This window comes from Streptomyces sp. NPDC005574 (assembly GCF_040605435.1).
In the GTDB taxonomy this organism is placed as follows: domain Bacteria; phylum Actinomycetota; class Actinomycetes; order Streptomycetales; family Streptomycetaceae; genus Streptomyces.
This window is the reverse complement of the sequence record NZ_JBEXCW010000081.1, coordinates 1-15,467: the sequence shown is the minus strand read 5'-3', so window position 1 is coordinate 15,467 and position 15,467 is coordinate 1. Positions and strand designations below refer to the sequence as shown.

Genomic DNA, 15,467 nt, shown 5'->3' with positions numbered 1-15,467 from the left:
ACCGCCGCCCGTGACGAAGAGCCCGCGACAGGGGGGAAGGGAGGACGTCGGCCATGACCGGTCCGGCAGCACAGCCCGCCATCGAGGACTACGCGCTCCTCAGCGACCTGGAGACCGCCGCCATGGTCGGACGGGACGGTTCCGTCGACTGGCTGTGCCTGCCCCGCTTCGACTCACCCGCCTGTCTGGCCGCGCTGCTCGGCACCCGGGAGAACGGCTTCTGGCGGGTGGCTCCGCTGGCCCGCGGCCCGTGCACCCGCCGCGCCTACCGGCCCGACACCCTCGTCCTCGACTCCGTGTGGGAGACCGGCACGGGCACCGTCCGGGTCACCGACTTCATGCCGCCGCGCGCCCAACTGCCCTGTCTGGTCAGGGTGGTCGAGGGCCTGTCGGGGTCCGTGCCGATGCGCAGCGAACTGCGCCTGCGCTTCCACCAGGGGCGCGTCGTGCCCTGGGTGCGGACCACCGACCGGTTCACGGTCGCGGTCGCGGGCCCCGACGCCGTGTGGCTGGGCGACGACCTCCCCGGGCGGCCGGCCGGCGAGGACGGCTCCACGGCCGACTTCACCGTCTCGGCCGGACAGCGGCACGCCCTGACGCTGGTGTGGGCGCCCTCCCACCGGCCGGCCCCGCCCGCGGCCCTCACCGTGCCCGCGGAGACGGTGCTGAAGGAGACCGGCGACTACTGGCGAAGCTGGGCCGGCCGCTGCCACTACCAGGGCCCCTGGCGCGACGCCGTGGTGCGCTCGCTCATCACCCTCAAGGCGCTCACCTACGCGCCCACCGGCGGCATGGTCGCCGCGCCGACCACCTCGCTGCCGGGCTGCGTGGGCGGCGAGCGGAACTGGGACCACCGCTACTGCTGGCTGCGCGACTCCACCCTCACCCTGTCCTGTCTGCTGCGCAGCGGCTACCACGAGGAGGCAACGGCCTGGCTGGACTGGCTGGTGCGGGCCGTCGCGGGCGACCCCGCCGACCTGCAGACCGTCTACGGGGTCGGCGGCCAGCGGCTGCTGCCCGAGTCCGAGGCGCCCTGGCTGCCCGGCTACCAGGACTCGCGTCCGGTCCGCTTCGGCAACTCCGCCGTCGGCCAGTTCCAGCTGGACGTCTACGGCGAGGTCCTGGACACGCTCTACCGCTCGGCCCGGGCCGGCATCCCCATGCCCGCCCACGTGTGGAGCCTGGTCGAGGCGCTCATGGGCTTCCTGCGCCGGCACTGGCGGGAGCCGGACCAGGGGCTGTGGCAGGTACGCGGGCCGCGCCGCCAGTTCGTGCACTCCAAGGTGATGGCGTGGGTGGCCGCCGACCGGGCCCTGCGGCTGGGCGGGTTGCTCGGCCGCACCGGCTCCGGCGACCAGTGGCGCGCCATGCGGGCGGAGGTGCACCGACAGGTCTGCGAGGAGGGCTGGGACGCCGGGCAGGGTGCCTTCGTCCAGTCGTACGGCTCCACCGCGCTGGACGCCTCGGCGCTGCTCATCCCCCGGCTCGGCTTCCTGCCCGCCCGCGACCCCAGAGTCCGCGGCACCGTCCGGGCGATGCGGGGCCTGGAGGAGGACGGATTCGTACGGCGGTACGCGCGGGGCGGCCGGGGCATGCACGACGTGGACGGCATGCCCGGCCGGGAGGGCACGTTCCTCGCCTGCTCCCTGTGGTACGCGCAGGCCCTCACCACGACGGGCCGCGCCGCGGCCGGCCGGGAGGCGTTCGAGCGGGTGCTCGGCGTCCGCAACGACGTGGGGCTGCTGTCGGAGCAGTGGGACCCGCGCACCGGCCGTCAACTGGGCAACGCCCCGGAGGCGTTCAGCCACATCGCCCTCATCGAGACGGCGTTCGCCCTCGCAGCAGGACCATCCCCGAGTCCCCGTAGTCCGGCAGCGTCGGGTCGGCGTTGATGCGGGTCACCTCCAGTTCTCCGGTCAGCGGCGCGAACACCTCGGTGACGATGTCGGTGTTCACCGGGCAGCCCGGCCACACGGAGGCGGCCCCGATGCGGTAGGTCGGCATGTTCTCCATGAACGCCGCCACCAGATGGCCGCCCGGTACGACGGACCGGGCGAACCGGGCGCAGAACTCGGTGAACTCCTCGAAGTCCTCCGTCGCGCCCTCGGCCACGAAGTGCATCGACGCGAGCCCGTAGCCGCCCAGTGGGACGGACCGCACGTCGCCGTGAATGATCCGCACCCGGGCCAGCGCGTCCTCCGGGGTGGGCGGCAGCTGCGGGTCGAGCCGCCGGCACAGGGCGTAGAACGGCTGCCAGCTCGCGTCCGGGCCCTCACTCAACTGCCGTCGCAGATAAGCGACGTTGGCGGCACCCTCCTCCACCGCGTCGATGCGTCGGCTGGCGCCGGCCGCCAGCATCAGCGGGTACAGGTTGGGCCCGGCGCCGAACTCCAGCGACCGCTCGACTCCGCCGGGCGGCAGGGTGCGGTAGAAGGCGGCGTGGTGGGCGATGACCGCCGCGTCGGCCTGGTGCAGCTCGCGGTAGTTCTCGGCGAGGTAGTCCTGAACCGGCCAGCCGTCCCAGTCCACGTCGTCGTTGCGGGTCGGCGCCGGCATGGCGGCGTCGGGCTCGGACACCCCGCCGTCACCTCCCGGACTGCAGGGGGAAGCGCTCGCTCAGCGCGGTCAGCGCCTCGTTGAGCCGGTCGATGTCCTCGTCGGAGTTGAGGGCCGTCAACTGCACCCGGAAACCGACCCGGTCGCGGGGCACGAGAGGATAGGCGGCGAGGGTCACGTAGATTCCCCGGTCCCACAGGAACGCGGCGACCGCGTCCAGGTCGGCGGCGTCGGCGAGGGGCAGCTCCACGATCGGCAGCTCGCACACCCCCGGCGTCTGGAGGCCGAGCCCGCGGACGTGGTCGAGCACCCGCCCCGTCTTGCGGTGCAGATCGGCCCGGATCGCGTCCCCCCGCCGGTCGTTGACCTCCAGGCCGGCCAGCGTCGTGGCGAGCGAGGCCGTCGGCGAGGGACCGGAGTAGAGGTACGGTCCCGCGGCGACCTTGAGATGGTCCTTGAGCGGGGGCGGCAGCGCGATGAACGCCAGCAACGACGAGTACGCCTTGGAGAAACCGCCGACGAGCACGATGTTGTCGTACTCCTCGCCGGTGTGCCGCACCACGCCGTTGCCACGGGAGCCGTACGGGCAGGGCTCGGCCGGTGTGCGCTCCCCGATGACACCGAAGCCGTGTGTGTCGTCGATGTAGAGGGTCGCTCCCCGCTCACGGCAGATCGCGGCCAGCCGGGGCAGGTCGGGGACGTTCCCGCTCATGCTGTCGACGCCGTCGAGGCAGACCAGCCGGGGCTCGCGGGAGGGCACGGCGCGCAGCAGGGCGTCGAGTTCGTCGGGGGCGTCGGAGTGGAAGCGGCACAGCGTCGCGCCCTGGCCGCGGGCCGCGACGCAGCCGTCGTACACCGTCCGGTGGGCGGTGGCCTCGACGAAGACGTGGCCACCGCCCGCGAGGATCGGGATCACCGAGGCGTGGATCAGGGTCGCGGTGGGCAGCAGCAGCGTGTCCGGGGACGCGAGCAGCTCCGACAGCCGTTCCTCGATCTCCGGGTACAGGCGCGGACTGCCCAGCAGCCGGGACCAGCTGGGGTGGGTGCCCCAGCGGCGGACCGCGGGCTCGATGGCGTCGATGATCTCCGGATCCCAGTCGAAACCCAGGTAGTTGCAGGAGGCGAAGTCGATCAGCCAGTGGTCCCCGCAGCGTATGTGCCGGCCGCGCACCTCGTCCAGGACCGCGTCGCTCATGGCGCTGGTGCGCCGCAGGTGGTCGAGGTCGGCCCAGCGCGGATCACGCCGGACGCCGGGCGGATCGGTTGTGGCGTGACGCATGACGATGTGCTCCCTGTCTGGCGCCGGGATGGCAGAGGGCGCGGGGTCGTCCGCGGCCGGTAACCGGACACCGTTGCTCCGGCGCAGGACGGCCTCGCCCTGCTCCACGGTCATGGGCGGGGCGAACAGGAATCCCTGTCCGAAGCCGCAGCCCATGGTGGCCAGCGTCTCCCGCTGGCGCTGATCCTCGATGCCCTCCGCGATGACCTGCAGACCGAGCGTGTCGGCCATGCGGACGATGCCCTCGACGAGGGCGACCTGCCGGGGATTCTTGGGGATGTCGTCGATGAACGACTTGTCGATCTTCAGTACGTCGATGGGGAAGTCCCGCAGATAGCGGAGCGAGGAGAAACCGGTCCCGAAATCGTCCACCGCGATCCGCACGCCCATGTTCTTCAACGACCGCACCAGCGCGTCGATATGGTGGTCGCGTTGCATGAGCACCGACTCGGTCAGCTCCAGTTGCAGCGAGCCGGACACCAGGCCCGGAGTCCGGAGCGCCTCGCGCACCTCGTCCAGGAACGCGCCCTCCTGCCACTGGCGGCCGGACACGTTGACACTGACGTACGGCGTCGACGGCCGGCGCGTCCGGGCCTGCAGCCGGGCCATGTCGGCCACCGCGTTGCGCAGCACCCAGGCGCCCAGTGAGGCGATGAGCCCGGTCTCCTCGGCGAGCGGGATGAACTGCTCGGGCGGGACCTGGCCGTGCCGGCCGCTCGTCCAGCGGGCCAGCGCCTCGAAGCCGACGACCTCGCCGTCGGCGATGTCCACGACCGGCTGGTAGCGCAGCGCGAACTCCTGCCGGGCGATCGCCCGGTCCAGCCGCGCCTGGAGGTCCTGCCGCTGCGTCATGCGTACCCGCAGCTGCGGCCGGAAGCGGCACCACTGGCGTTTGCCGGCCGCCTTGGCCGCGTACAGGGCGAGGTCGGCCAGGGCCAGCAGCTCCTCGGCGTCCGTACTGTCCCTGGCGGTGGCCACCCCCACGCTGGCGCAGACGCTGACCGAGCCTTCGGACAGCTGGAAGGGATGACTGAGCGTCTGGATCACCTGGGCGGCCAGCAGCTCGGCGTCGAGGGGCTGCCTGGCGTCCTCCATCAGCACCGCGAACTCGTCGCCGCCCAGCCGGGCCGCGGTGTCGCTGCGCCGCAGCGCCCCGGTCAGCCGCTCCGAGACCGCGCCCAGGAGCTGGTCGCCCACCGAGTGCCCCAGCGTGTCGTTGACGACCTTGAAGTCGTCCAGGTCGATGAAGAGCAGACAGGTCAGCGACGACTCGCGGCGCCCACGCAGCAGGGCCCGCTCGGTGCGCTCCAGCAGCAGGGTCCGGTTGGGCAGCCCGGTCAGGGGGTCGTGGAAGGCGCGCTGGGTCAGCTCGTGCTCCAGCTGCCGCTGTTCGGTCACGTCCCGCAGGGTGACGACCAGCCCGCCCACGGTCCGGTCCTGGCGCAGGTCGCGGCAGCGCACCTCCACCTCGATCCGGCCGGTGTCGCGGACCACCCACCAGTGGTCGTGGGCCTCCTTGTGTCCGGCGCTGAGCAGCACCGTCAGCGTGCGGTGCACCCGGTCGCGGTCCTGGGGGTCCACCAGGTCGCGCAGGGCGGTACCGGTCAGCTCGGTGGTGCCGAACACGGCCTGCGCGGAGGGACTGGCGTAGCGGACGGTGGTGTCGTCGTTGACGATGAGGATGACGTCCGAGGCGTTGCGCACCAGCGTGCGGAAGTACGCCTCGCTCTCCTTGCGGGAGATCTCCTGCCGCAGCCCGACACGGTCCGCCGCCATCCCCGCGTGCGAGGCCAGGATCTCCAGCGAGCCGCGCATCTCGGCGAGCTGCCGCTCGGGGCCGGCGGCCAGCAGCACGCCCGGGAGCCCTCCGCCGGCCGGGCGGTCGGGGCCCACCATCGGGCACACCAGGGCGCTCGGCAGGTCGCCGAGGCGTGCGGCGACCCGGGGCGGCAGCTCCGTGACGGGCACCATCAGGGTGCGGTGGTCGACGAAGGCGTCCGCCGGCGTCGCGGCGCCCGTTCTCGTGGCCTGCCGCGCCGCGTGCGTCCGTGCCAGACTCGCGTAGAGGGCCTGAGCCTGCTGTGCGGGCAGGATCACGACCGCGTGGTGGATCTTCGGTCCGAACAGGAGGTGGACGGCCCGGTCGCAGGCGCGGCCGATCTCCCACGTCCCGCCGGCGGCGACCAGGGAGGCGGTCGCCCCCCCGCAGGGCCAGCTCCCGCGCCACCGCCTTGCGGTGGGCGACCAGCATGCCCGCCAGGCGCACGATCACCAGCAGCAGCAGGACGCTGGAGAACACGGCCAGCACCGTCGCGTCACGGACTCCCCCGAGCCGTTCCTCGAAGAGCTGGACCGCGGGTGCGATCAGCAGGGCCGCGGTGAGCAGCGCGAGCCGGCGCCAGGGCAGCAGCAGCGTCTGCGGCTGGGGCTGCGGCGAGGTGAGTTCCGCCATGGAGGGGTGCAGCGCGGCCAGCCCCCAGGCCGTGTAGAAGACGATCCAGCCGGAGTCCAGCAGCGTGCCCGCCTGCCATGTCCCGTTCAGCTGGAGCATGCCGTAGGCGATGTCGAACAGCAGCAGGGTGAGGGTGCCCACGACGAGGAGCTGGACGGCCCGGTTGCGGCCGGAGACGGGGCTCGGGGCGAGCAGACGCACCAGCAGCGCCAGCACCAGCACGTCACCCAGCGGATAGGCGATGCTGATCGCGCGCTGCTCCCAGGTCAGGCCCTCCAGGGTGGTCAGCGGCTGCACGAGGTAGACCCAGACCGGCAGCGCCAGCCCCGCCGTGATGATCAGCGCGTCCAGCAGACTGGGCAGGTCACGGTCGGTCCAGCGGTAGCGGACCAGGCCGGACAGCCCCGCGGCGAACAGCGGGTAGACGAGCAGGTAGCAGGCGTCGGACGGGGAGGGAAAGGGGTTGGACGCCTGGAAGTACTGCTCCTGCACGTTGTAGTACGTGTCGCCGGCGGCGAAGGCCAGCAGCCCGGCGGCGAGCACCAGCCAGGGCCAGCGGTGGGCGGGCCGGTGGACGTAGGCCCCGGTGACGACGGCCGCGGCGCCCGCGAGCCCGATGACCGCCCACAGCGGCGCGCGCAGCACGGGGAGGGTCATGTAGAGACAGGTGGCGGCTGCGACGAGCACGAGGTAGGCCACCGTCAGACGGCGGGCCGGCAACAAGGGCAAGCGCCTCCCCGAGTCGGACGACACCGGGTCCGGAGCCCGCGTCAACCTGGGCTGTCTTCGACGATCGTAGGCACGTGGCCGGTGTGCCCGCATCTCGGCGGGGGTGGCCCGTCCTCGTCAGTCGGCCTGGGTGCGCCGCGCCGAGTCGGCGTAGCCGTGCGGGTTGAGCCGCTGGAAGCGCCAGGCGTCCCGGCACATCGTGTCGAGGTCCCGGGTGGGCCGCCATCCCCAGGCGCGGGCGACGGCGCGGGCGTCCGCGACCAGCTCCGCCACGTCGCCCGGCCGGCGGGGCGCGATCTCGTAGGGAATGCGCGTGCCGCAGGCGGCGGAGAACGCGTCGATCACGTCGAGTACCGAACTGCCCTTGCCGACCCCGAGGTTGTAGACGGTCATGCCCGGCGCGTCGGTGAGGTGGTCGAGCGCCAGACGGTGTGCCTCCACCAGGTCCATGACGTGGATGTAGTCGCGGATCGCGGTCCCGTCCCGCGTGGGGTAGTCGGTGCCGAAGACCCGCAGCCGGTCGCGTCGGCCCACGGCCACCTGGGCCACGTACGGCAGGAGGTTGTCCGGTGTGCCGCGCGGGTCCTCGCCGAGCAGTCCGCTCGGATGGGCCCCGACGGGGTTGAAGTAGCGCAGGCACAGCACGGTGTACTCGGGGCGGCGGCGGCACACGTCGGCCAGGAGCTGCTCGCAGGCCCACTTGGAGGCCGCGTACGGATTGGTGGGCCGGGCGGGGGTGGACTCCTCCAGCGCGCCGGGGCCGGCGTCGCCGTAGACGGAGCAGGACGAGGAGTACACGAGGCGGTGCACTTCGTGCTCCTGCATGACCCGCAGCAGGGCGGTGGTGCCGCCGACGTTGGCGTCGTAGTACTCCACGGGCTGCCGCACCGACGCGCTCACGCTCTTGAACGCCGCGAAGTGCATGACGGCGTCCACCGGGTGCCGGTCGAACACGGCGGAGAGGGAGCGGCGGTCGCGGATGTCGAGTTCGTAGAGGGCGCCGGCGAATCGGCCCGCGATCCGTTCCACGCGGGCCAGCGCCTGCGGCGTGCTGTTCGAATAGTCGTCGACCACGATCAACTCGTATCCGTGGTCGAGGAGTTCGACGCAGGCGTGGCTGCCGATGAAGCCGGCCCCGCCGGTGACGAGGACGGTCGACGGTGCACTCATGGCCCGCTCCCGTGTGTGCCGGCCGGCCGCATCCGCGGAGTCACCGCGACGCGCGCCCCGGACGTCGTATCCTTACGGCGTATATGTACGACTTTGCGCCCCTTGGTTCCGTCCGTCAAGGGCCTCGGGCCAACGGACCGGACGAGATCCGCCGGTCGACCCGCGTGCCCCCCGGCCACCTCCTGTTCAGGCGACCACCCGCAGGGGCGCTCGCAGCCGCCGGCGGACGGCGGGGGCGGCGGCCGACAGACACAGGCCGAGCAGGGAGACGGCCCCTGTCGCCAACCCGAGACGCAGCCCCGGCGGACGGAACGTGCAGGTGAGACTGGTGGCGGAGCCGTCGAGGGGCACGGCGACCAGTCCGTGGAAGCTTCCGGCGGGTACGGCGGAGGCGTCCCCCGCGGCGCAGCGCCAGCCGGCGATCCGGGGCGCCGCGAGGACCGCGACACCGGTGCTGCCGGCCGGGAGGTGTGCGCGGACCGTGCCGTCCGAGACGCTCACGTCGGTGGCACCGGTCGCCGTCAGCCGTGCGGTGACGTCCCGCAGCCGGCCGGTGTCCAGGCAGCCGACCGCGCCGTCGGGAACGACGCCGGGCACGTTCGGGAAGAGTTCGACCCGCAGGCGCCCGGAGTCCGCCACGGTGCCGAGCCGCTGCATCGCGGCGATCTTGGTGAGGGGGTCCGACCTGAACCGTCCGGTCAGGCCGCGCGCGGCGGAGCCGCTGAGCCGAGCGGTCCCCGCGAAGTGCGGAGCCCACAGGTAGACCTCACTGCCGGCCGGGCAGCGCGCGCTGATCGTCGGCATGCGGGCGGCGGCCCCGGCGGGCAGCGCGTCCAGCCGCCGTCCCGGACCCCATCTCCTCGCAGGGCCCGCCGGCTTCCCGTCGCCGGTGCGCACCGTGAGGCGGGGCACCGTGTAGACCCGGCTGCCCAGCAGCAGTTCCTGGTTGCGGTACGGCGACACCCCGAAGTCCGCGCGGGCGGCGGCGCCGGACGGCCGCACCGTGACCAGGGGCGGGACCCGCAGGCGGGAGACCGTCACCCCGCTGCCGTCCTGGGGGAACCAGTTCTGGTGCGGGTCGGGCGGGGAGTGCACCCGGGCCCCGACCGAGAAGACGACGTCCGTGACCGCGTTGTCCAGGCTCTGCAGGCTGCGGCCGCCCGAGGTCCAGCCGCCTCCCAGCGCGGTGAGCGTGCTGCTGAGGACGGCGGAGGTGTGACTGCTGTAGTACTGGGCGCCCTGGCCGCCCACCATCATCGGGTCGTTGCCGACGGTCTGCTCGCGGCCCGGGTCGGTGCGGTACCGGGGCCAGCCGTCGGCCTGCGAGGCCGCCGCCCGCTGACTCTCCTGGCGGGCGCCCCAGGGCGCGTAGTCGTCCATGCTCACCAGCCGCAGCCGGGCGGCCACGGCCGAGGTGGCGGTCGCCTCGCCGAACTGGGCGGCGACGAGCAGCGCCGCCGCGCATGCCACCAGCAGCGTCCGAGGCCGACCGCCGTCCGACCGACCCTTGTCCGACTGATCGCCGTCCGCCCGACCGCTGTGTGCCCGACCGCTGTGTGCCCGACAGCCGGCCGTACGGCCGAGCAGGACCAGGCCGGCCAGCGCGGCCAGGGCGCCGGCCAGCAGCACCGGCCACACGAACGACCGCACCAGGCCGCTGCGACTCGCGACCGCGGCGAGCAGCACGAGCAGCGCGCTCGCCGCACCCAGCGCGCGCCGGTCCGGTGGGCCGTACGACAGCGCGTGCCAGGCGGCGATGACCAGCAGCGCGCACACCACGAACGCCTCACGGTAGGAGCTGCCCTGCGGGGTGGTGAAGGCGTGCCAGGCCAGATGGGTCGGCTCCCACTGCATCGACACGGTCACGGCGACCGGCAGCAGCGTCCAGCCGGCCCGGACCCCGCGCGGCGCCGCACGGTGGAACGGGAGGGCGAGAGCGAGCAGCAGGGCCGTGGTGCCCACGAACACGGCGGGCGATCCGAAGCTGTACGTCGCCGGCAGCAGCCGGGCCAGAACGTCCTCCCCCGATACGGGGGCGAAGTGGGTGAACCGGCCCGGCGAGGCGTGCCGGGTGCCGAAGTAGACCACCGTCACGAGCGGCGCCGCCAGGCCCACCCCGAGGCCGAACCGCACAGCGGCACGGACCGCCGCCGCCAGCTTCCGACGGCGTGGCAGGTCCGCGAGGAGCAGCCGCAGCGCCAGCACCAGACAGGCGGCGAGGGTGGCCATGTACGCGGTGTAGAAGTTCGCGATCCAGGCCAGCGCCACCACCAGCACACTCAGGACGCGGCGCCGGTCACGGAGCGTCCACTCGCCGACCAGGCACAGCAGCGGCAGCGCGATCAGCCCGTCGAGCCACATCGGGTTGTACGCCGCGTCGGCCACGCTCCAGCCGCACAGGGCGTACGAGGCGCCCAGCAGTCCCGCCGCCCACCAGCGGCCCGGCCGCAGGGCGAGCAGCAGCAGGGCCATCACCGCGCCCGCGCAGGCGGACTTCGCCAACGTGATCACATAGACGGCGAGGTCGATCCCGTCCCGCGGGAACACGCCCACGAGCAGGGCGAACGGACTGCTGAGATAGGTACCGAAGTCGGGCAGGAAACTGGTGCCGAATCCCGACTGCCAGTTGACGAGGAGACCGCCGTCGGCCCGTCCGTGCAGCAGGTCCCACAGGTGGGCGTGGAAAGGGAGGTACTGGTTGCCCAGGTCGTTGACGCTGCGGGTGCGCGGCCCGAAGGGGTAACTCCGGGCGACGGCACTGGCCGCGCACAACACCGTGACGGTGAGGGCCGCCGCGAGAAGGGCGGCGGCCCGCCGGGGCCCGGACGGACGCAGTAACCGCTGAAGCAGCGGTGCGGGCCGGTCGTTCGGATGATCGTCCGGGCGGTCCTTCCGGCCGGCGGACCGCTCCCCACGGAGGGTCGAGATCCGCCCGCCACTGGTGATCGTCGCGCGTCCCGGCCCCTGCCCGCCTCCGGAGTTCACGCGATACCCCCGGGACGCGGACGGAACCGAGACGCGTCACAGCGCGGATCGAACCAACCAGGCACAGCAGCCCCCCACATCCACCGTCAATTCGCCGAATGAGACGGGGAAACCCACCGCATGGTTGTGCGACTCGGGAAAGCGACATCGTAATTCAGCGCCATGGAACGGGAATTGGAGAAGGAGCCGGAACGGGAGGAAAAGGGCTAAGGGAATGCGGAATGAATATGAGCCGTCCCTCACATGAATAGCGGATGACGTGTCCGTCGGCCCGCCAGTCCGCCGAACGCCCTCCGGCGGCAGGGCCGGTGGGCGAGGATGGTGGTGTGGGACTGTCGACGGCGTTCACGGAACTGTTCGGTGTGGAGCATCCGATCGCCCTGGCGCCGATGGGCGGGTCCGCCGGGGGCGCCCTGACGGCGGCCGTCTCCCGCGGCGGCGGCCTGGGACTGCTGGGCGGCGGGGGCGGCGACCAGGAGTGGCTGGCCCGGGAACTTTCCGTGCTGGCCGACGAAGGCGCCGGCCAGCCGTGGGGCGTCGGTTTCCTGGCGTGGGCCATCGACGACGGCGTACTGGCGCGGGCGCTGGAGCATGACCCGGCGGCGGTGATGCTGTCCTTCGGTGATCCCGGTCCGTTCGCGGAACGGGTGCGCGACTCAGGCGCGGCACTGATCGTCCAGGTCACCGACCTGGAGGAGGCCCGGCGGGCGGTCGATCTGGGCGCGGATGTGATCGTGGCGCAGGGCACCGAGGCCGGCGGGCACGGAGCGCTCCACGGGCGGTCCACGCTGCCGTTCGTACCTGTCGTGGTGGATCTCGCCACGCCGGTGCCGGTCCTGGCGGCGGGCGGCATCGGCGACGGCCGCGGGGTGGCGGCCGCCCTGGCCCTGGGCGCGGCGGGCGCTCTGCTCGGCACGCGTTTCCAGGCCACGTCCGAGGCGTTGGTCTCCGCCGCGACCGCCCGAGCGATCATCGCTGGGCGCGGCGAGGACACGGAACGCGGCAGGGTGCTGGACATCGCCCGCGGTTCGAAGTGGCCGGCGCGGTACTCCGCCCGCACGCTCGGCCACCCGTTGCTCGACAGGTGGCGGGACCGGGAGGCCGAACTCGCGGCCGACCCTGAAACCGCCCGACAGGCGTACCAGGACGCCGTGGCGTCGGGTTCGATCCCCGACCTGCCGCGGTGGGCCGGGGAGGCCGTCGACCTCGTCGCGGACCTGCCGCCCGCGGCCACCCTGGTCGCCCTCCTGGCCGCCCAGGCCGAAACCGCACTGGACCGGGCACGGGGACACTGACGTCACCGACCGGCCGGAGCTGATCCGATGTATGTCCGGCACTCGACCGCGTCGGCCGTGCGTCGAAGGAACCACGAGGTTCAACTGGAGCGTCTCCCTGACGATCAGGTTTGAGCTGTGGGGCGGGGGCGTCCGACGGGACGCTGGCGGGGACACCGCTGATCGATCCGTCGAACGCCGTGGAACACGGTGTCGGCGTGCTGCTCACCGAGCACGGCGGGTCGACCGCGCGGCGGATCGCCGAGATTGCTCCGGGGGCGCACATCGTCAAGGCGTTCCACCTGTTCCCCGCCGACCAGTGGCTGAGCACGCCCGCCGACGGCGAGCCGGTGACGGTGGCGATGTGCGGCGACGACCCGACGGCACTGCACGTCGTCAGCGAGCTGGTGCGTGACGTCGGCGGGCTGCCGGCCGTACTGGGGTCCCTGGACCGGGTCCGTCAGCTGGAGGAGGTCGCGGGCTTCGTCATCGGGCTGGCCTTCGCCGGCTTCGACCCCAACTCCGCCGTCCCGCGGGTCCTTTCGGCCACCGGGTCGGCACGCTCAGGCGTCGCCTCCGCGTGACCCGCCGTCGGCGGGCGCCCCCTGATGGCCCGCCGTGACGGCCTTGAGCTCGGCCAGCGACTCCCGTACCAGCTGCGTCATGGGACGCCCCTCGGCCGCGCCGATCCAGCGTTCGAAACCGACCTTGAAGACGGCGACTCCCGCCTCCGCGGTCAGGCTCGCGGCCGGTTCCGCCACACCGCGCCGGCGCAGGGCGTCGGCGAGTGCGGCCGAGACGGAGGCGAGCTTGATCAGCTCGCGCTCCCGGAGTTCCGCGTTCGCCGTGATCACGGCCTGTCGCTTCCGCGCGTGGGCGTGCCGGTCGGCGAACATCTCGCAGACCGCGTCGAGGCCCACCGCCATCGCGTCGATCGGCGACGCGGACTCCGGGGCCCCGGCGACCGCCTGCACGAACAACTCCTGCAACTCGCCCGAGCCGAACAGGACTTCGCGCTTGTCGGCGTAGTGCCGGAAGAAGGTCCGTTCCGTGAGCCCGGCCCGTCGGGCGATCTCCGCCACGGTGGTCTGCTCGAACCCGCGCTCGCTGTAGAGCTGCAGCGCCGCCTCGGCCAGGCGCCCGCGCGCGTTCGGCTCCCATCTACCCATGCGCGCATCCTACGTGATGACAGTCCCTGACATCAGGTGCTACCGTCGATGACAGTTACTGACATCAACAGTTGGGGATCTCCCATGCGTATCTTCGTGACCGGCGCCTCCGGCTGGCTCGGCTCCGCCGTCGTTCCCGAACTCCTCGACGCGGGACACCAGGTGACCGGGCTCGCCCGTTCCGACGCCTCCGCCGCCGCGCTCACCGCCGCCGGGGTCGGGGTCGTGCGCGGCACCGTGGACGACCTCGACGTCCTGCGGGACGCGGCCGACGCGTCCGACGGCGTGATCCACCTCGCCTTCAAGCACGACATGGCCTTCAGCGGCGACTTCCGGGGCGCGGCCGACGCCGACCGCCGTGCCGTCGACACCTTCGGCGACACCCTCGCCGGCAGCGACCGGCCCTTCGTCCTCGCCTCCGGCCTGGCCGGCCTCGCACCCGGGCGGGTGACCACCGAGGAGGACATGCCCTCGATCGACGGCTCACCGGTGTCGACCCGCGCGGCAACCTCCCTCGCGACCCTCGCCCTCGCCTCGCGCGGCGTGCGCTCCTCCGTGGTCCGGCTCTCGCCGACCTGCCACGGCGAGGGGGACAACGGTTTCATGGCCCTGCTCGTCTCAGTGGCCCGCGCCAAGGGCGTCTCCGGCCACCTCGGCGAGGACGCCGGCCGCTGGCCCGCCGTCCACCGCTTCGACGCGGCGCGGCTGTTCCGCCTCGCGGTCGAGAAGGCTCCGGCCGGATCCGTCCTGCACGGCACCGCGGAGGAAGGGGTCCCGATCCGCGACGTCGCCGAGGTGATCGGCCGCCACCTCGGCGTGCCGGTGACCGCCGTGGCCCGCGAGGCCGCGCAGGAGCACTTCGGCTGGGTGGGGTCCTTCCTCGGCCACGACTTCTCCGCGTCGAACACCCTCACCCGCAAGCTGCTGGACTGGGAACCCACCCACCCCGGCCTCCTCGCGGACCTCGAAGAGGGCCACTACTTCCACACCCCGACGGCCACGGCCTGACCCCGCCGCGCCGCCCTGCCACTCCGCCGCCCTGCCACTCCGCCGCTCCGCCGACATATCCGTCGATTTCGGACAGTGATCGGTTCGGGATGTGCGATGCGGGGGCACTCAGCAGGTGAAACAAGGGGGCTCGTCGAAAGGAGGACCGCCATGGCCGGGAGCGGCGACCGGAAGAAGGACCTCGGCAAGGGCGACAAGGTGACCTGGAGCAGCCACGGCAGCCAGACGGAGGGCACCGTGGAAAGGAAGATCACCAAGAGGACCGAGTCCTCCGGACGGACGGTGGACGCCTCGCCCGACGACCCGCAGTACGAGGTGCGCAGCGACAAGTCCGGCCGCTCGGCGGTCCACAAGCCCTCGGCCCTCAAGAAGAAGAAGTAGGCGCCGTGGAAACGGACGCCAGGCACCAGACGTGGGAAGAGTTCCGCGAGGTGGTCAACATGACACCGTCCCAGCTCGACGACTGGCTCGGCACCGAGGAGTCCCGCGACGCGGGACAGCACGACGGGGGCAGCGAGTCGACCGGGCACGCCTCGGGCCGACGGATCGCCGACATCCTGCGCACCAGGAAGGGCGACCTGTCGGACAAGGACTACGAGCACATGAGAAAGGTCGTCGGCTACGTCCACCGACACCTGGCGCAGCGCCCGTCCGGCGACGTACGGGACAGCCGCTGGCGCCACTCGCTGATGAACTGGGGTCACGACCCCCTCGACAGCTGAACCCGAGGCGCTGCCGCCTCCGAGGAACCCGAGGCGCTGTCGCCTCCGCAGCGTGACGCTCCCGCCGTGACCCGGCGGGGCAGTGGCAGCCGTGTGCCGTCACCGTCCGACCGGACGGTGACG

General features: G+C 72.9%; 12 protein-coding genes. 7 read left to right on the top strand and 5 right to left on the bottom strand.

The genetic code is table 11. From position 1 onward, the window contains the following. Positions 1-53: 53 nt before the first annotated feature. A complete protein-coding gene (locus ABZT03_RS33700) occupies positions 54-1,892 on the top strand; it encodes a glycoside hydrolase family 15 protein (protein ID WP_356046514.1) in 1,839 nt (612 codons plus the stop codon). Here the strand turns inward: ABZT03_RS33700 and ABZT03_RS33695 are convergent. Both ABZT03_RS33695 and ABZT03_RS33690 read right to left on the bottom strand, forming a co-directional pair. Further along, positions 1,816-2,556, bottom strand: a complete 741-nt coding sequence (locus tag ABZT03_RS33695) for a class I SAM-dependent methyltransferase (RefSeq protein ID WP_356046547.1) — start codon at positions 2,554-2,556, stop codon at positions 1,816-1,818. The genes ABZT03_RS33700 and ABZT03_RS33695 overlap by 77 nt on opposite strands. 28 nt (positions 2,557-2,584) lie before the next feature. After that, positions 2,585-5,932: an aminotransferase class I/II-fold pyridoxal phosphate-dependent enzyme gene (locus ABZT03_RS33690; protein ID WP_356046512.1), complete on the bottom strand. Its 3,348-nt coding sequence runs from the start codon at positions 5,930-5,932 to the stop codon at positions 2,585-2,587. A gap of 152 nt (positions 5,933-6,084) precedes the next feature. On the opposite strand from ABZT03_RS33690, the gene ABZT03_RS33685 reads away from it, so the two are divergent. After that, positions 6,085-6,324: a hypothetical protein gene (locus tag ABZT03_RS33685; RefSeq protein ID WP_356046510.1), complete on the top strand. Its 240-nt coding sequence runs from the start codon at positions 6,085-6,087 to the stop codon at positions 6,322-6,324. A gap of 809 nt (positions 6,325-7,133) precedes the next feature. Here ABZT03_RS33685 and galE read toward each other — a convergent pair. Beyond that, positions 7,134-8,186: a UDP-glucose 4-epimerase GalE gene (galE, locus tag ABZT03_RS33680; protein ID WP_356046508.1), complete on the bottom strand. Its 1,053-nt coding sequence runs from the start codon at positions 8,184-8,186 to the stop codon at positions 7,134-7,136. 186 nt (positions 8,187-8,372) lie between these two features. Next, the gene (locus tag ABZT03_RS33675; RefSeq protein ID WP_356046545.1) at positions 8,373-11,021 is read right to left on the bottom strand and encodes a YfhO family protein; all 2,649 of its coding nucleotides are present in this window, start codon (positions 11,019-11,021) and stop codon (positions 8,373-8,375) included. Between the two features lie 476 nt (positions 11,022-11,497). Between ABZT03_RS33675 and ABZT03_RS33670 the strand changes: the two genes are divergently transcribed. Together ABZT03_RS33670 and ABZT03_RS33665 are read left to right on the top strand one after the other, a co-directional pair. Further along, a complete protein-coding gene (locus ABZT03_RS33670; protein ID WP_356046506.1) occupies positions 11,498-12,466 on the top strand; it encodes a nitronate monooxygenase in 969 nt (322 codons plus the stop codon). A gap of 110 nt (positions 12,467-12,576) precedes the next feature. Further along, positions 12,577-13,029 (top strand): hypothetical protein, encoded by a 453-nt coding sequence (locus ABZT03_RS33665; RefSeq protein WP_356046504.1) that lies wholly within the window; start codon positions 12,577-12,579, stop codon positions 13,027-13,029. On the opposite strand, the gene ABZT03_RS33660 is transcribed toward ABZT03_RS33665, so the two are convergent. Next, positions 13,009-13,614, bottom strand: a complete 606-nt coding sequence (locus ABZT03_RS33660) for a TetR family transcriptional regulator (protein WP_356046502.1) — start codon at positions 13,612-13,614, stop codon at positions 13,009-13,011. The two genes, ABZT03_RS33665 and ABZT03_RS33660, sit on opposite strands and share 21 nt — an antisense overlap. 84 nt (positions 13,615-13,698) lie before the next feature. Between ABZT03_RS33660 and ABZT03_RS33655 the strand changes: the two genes are divergently transcribed. The 3 genes from ABZT03_RS33655 to ABZT03_RS33645 all read left to right on the top strand — a co-directional run bounded on the left by ABZT03_RS33655 (position 13,699) and on the right by ABZT03_RS33645 (position 15,344). Then, complete coding sequence (locus ABZT03_RS33655) at positions 13,699-14,622, top strand: SDR family oxidoreductase (protein WP_356046500.1); 924 nt, start codon at positions 13,699-13,701, stop codon at positions 14,620-14,622. A gap of 150 nt (positions 14,623-14,772) precedes the next feature. Further along, complete coding sequence (locus ABZT03_RS33650; protein ID WP_356046498.1) at positions 14,773-15,003, top strand: DUF2945 domain-containing protein; 231 nt, start codon at positions 14,773-14,775, stop codon at positions 15,001-15,003. 5 nt (positions 15,004-15,008) lie between these two features. Then, on the top strand, positions 15,009-15,344 hold the full coding sequence (locus ABZT03_RS33645; protein WP_356046496.1) for a DUF3140 domain-containing protein: 336 nt from the start codon (positions 15,009-15,011) through the stop codon (positions 15,342-15,344). Positions 15,345-15,467 lie beyond the last annotated feature (123 nt).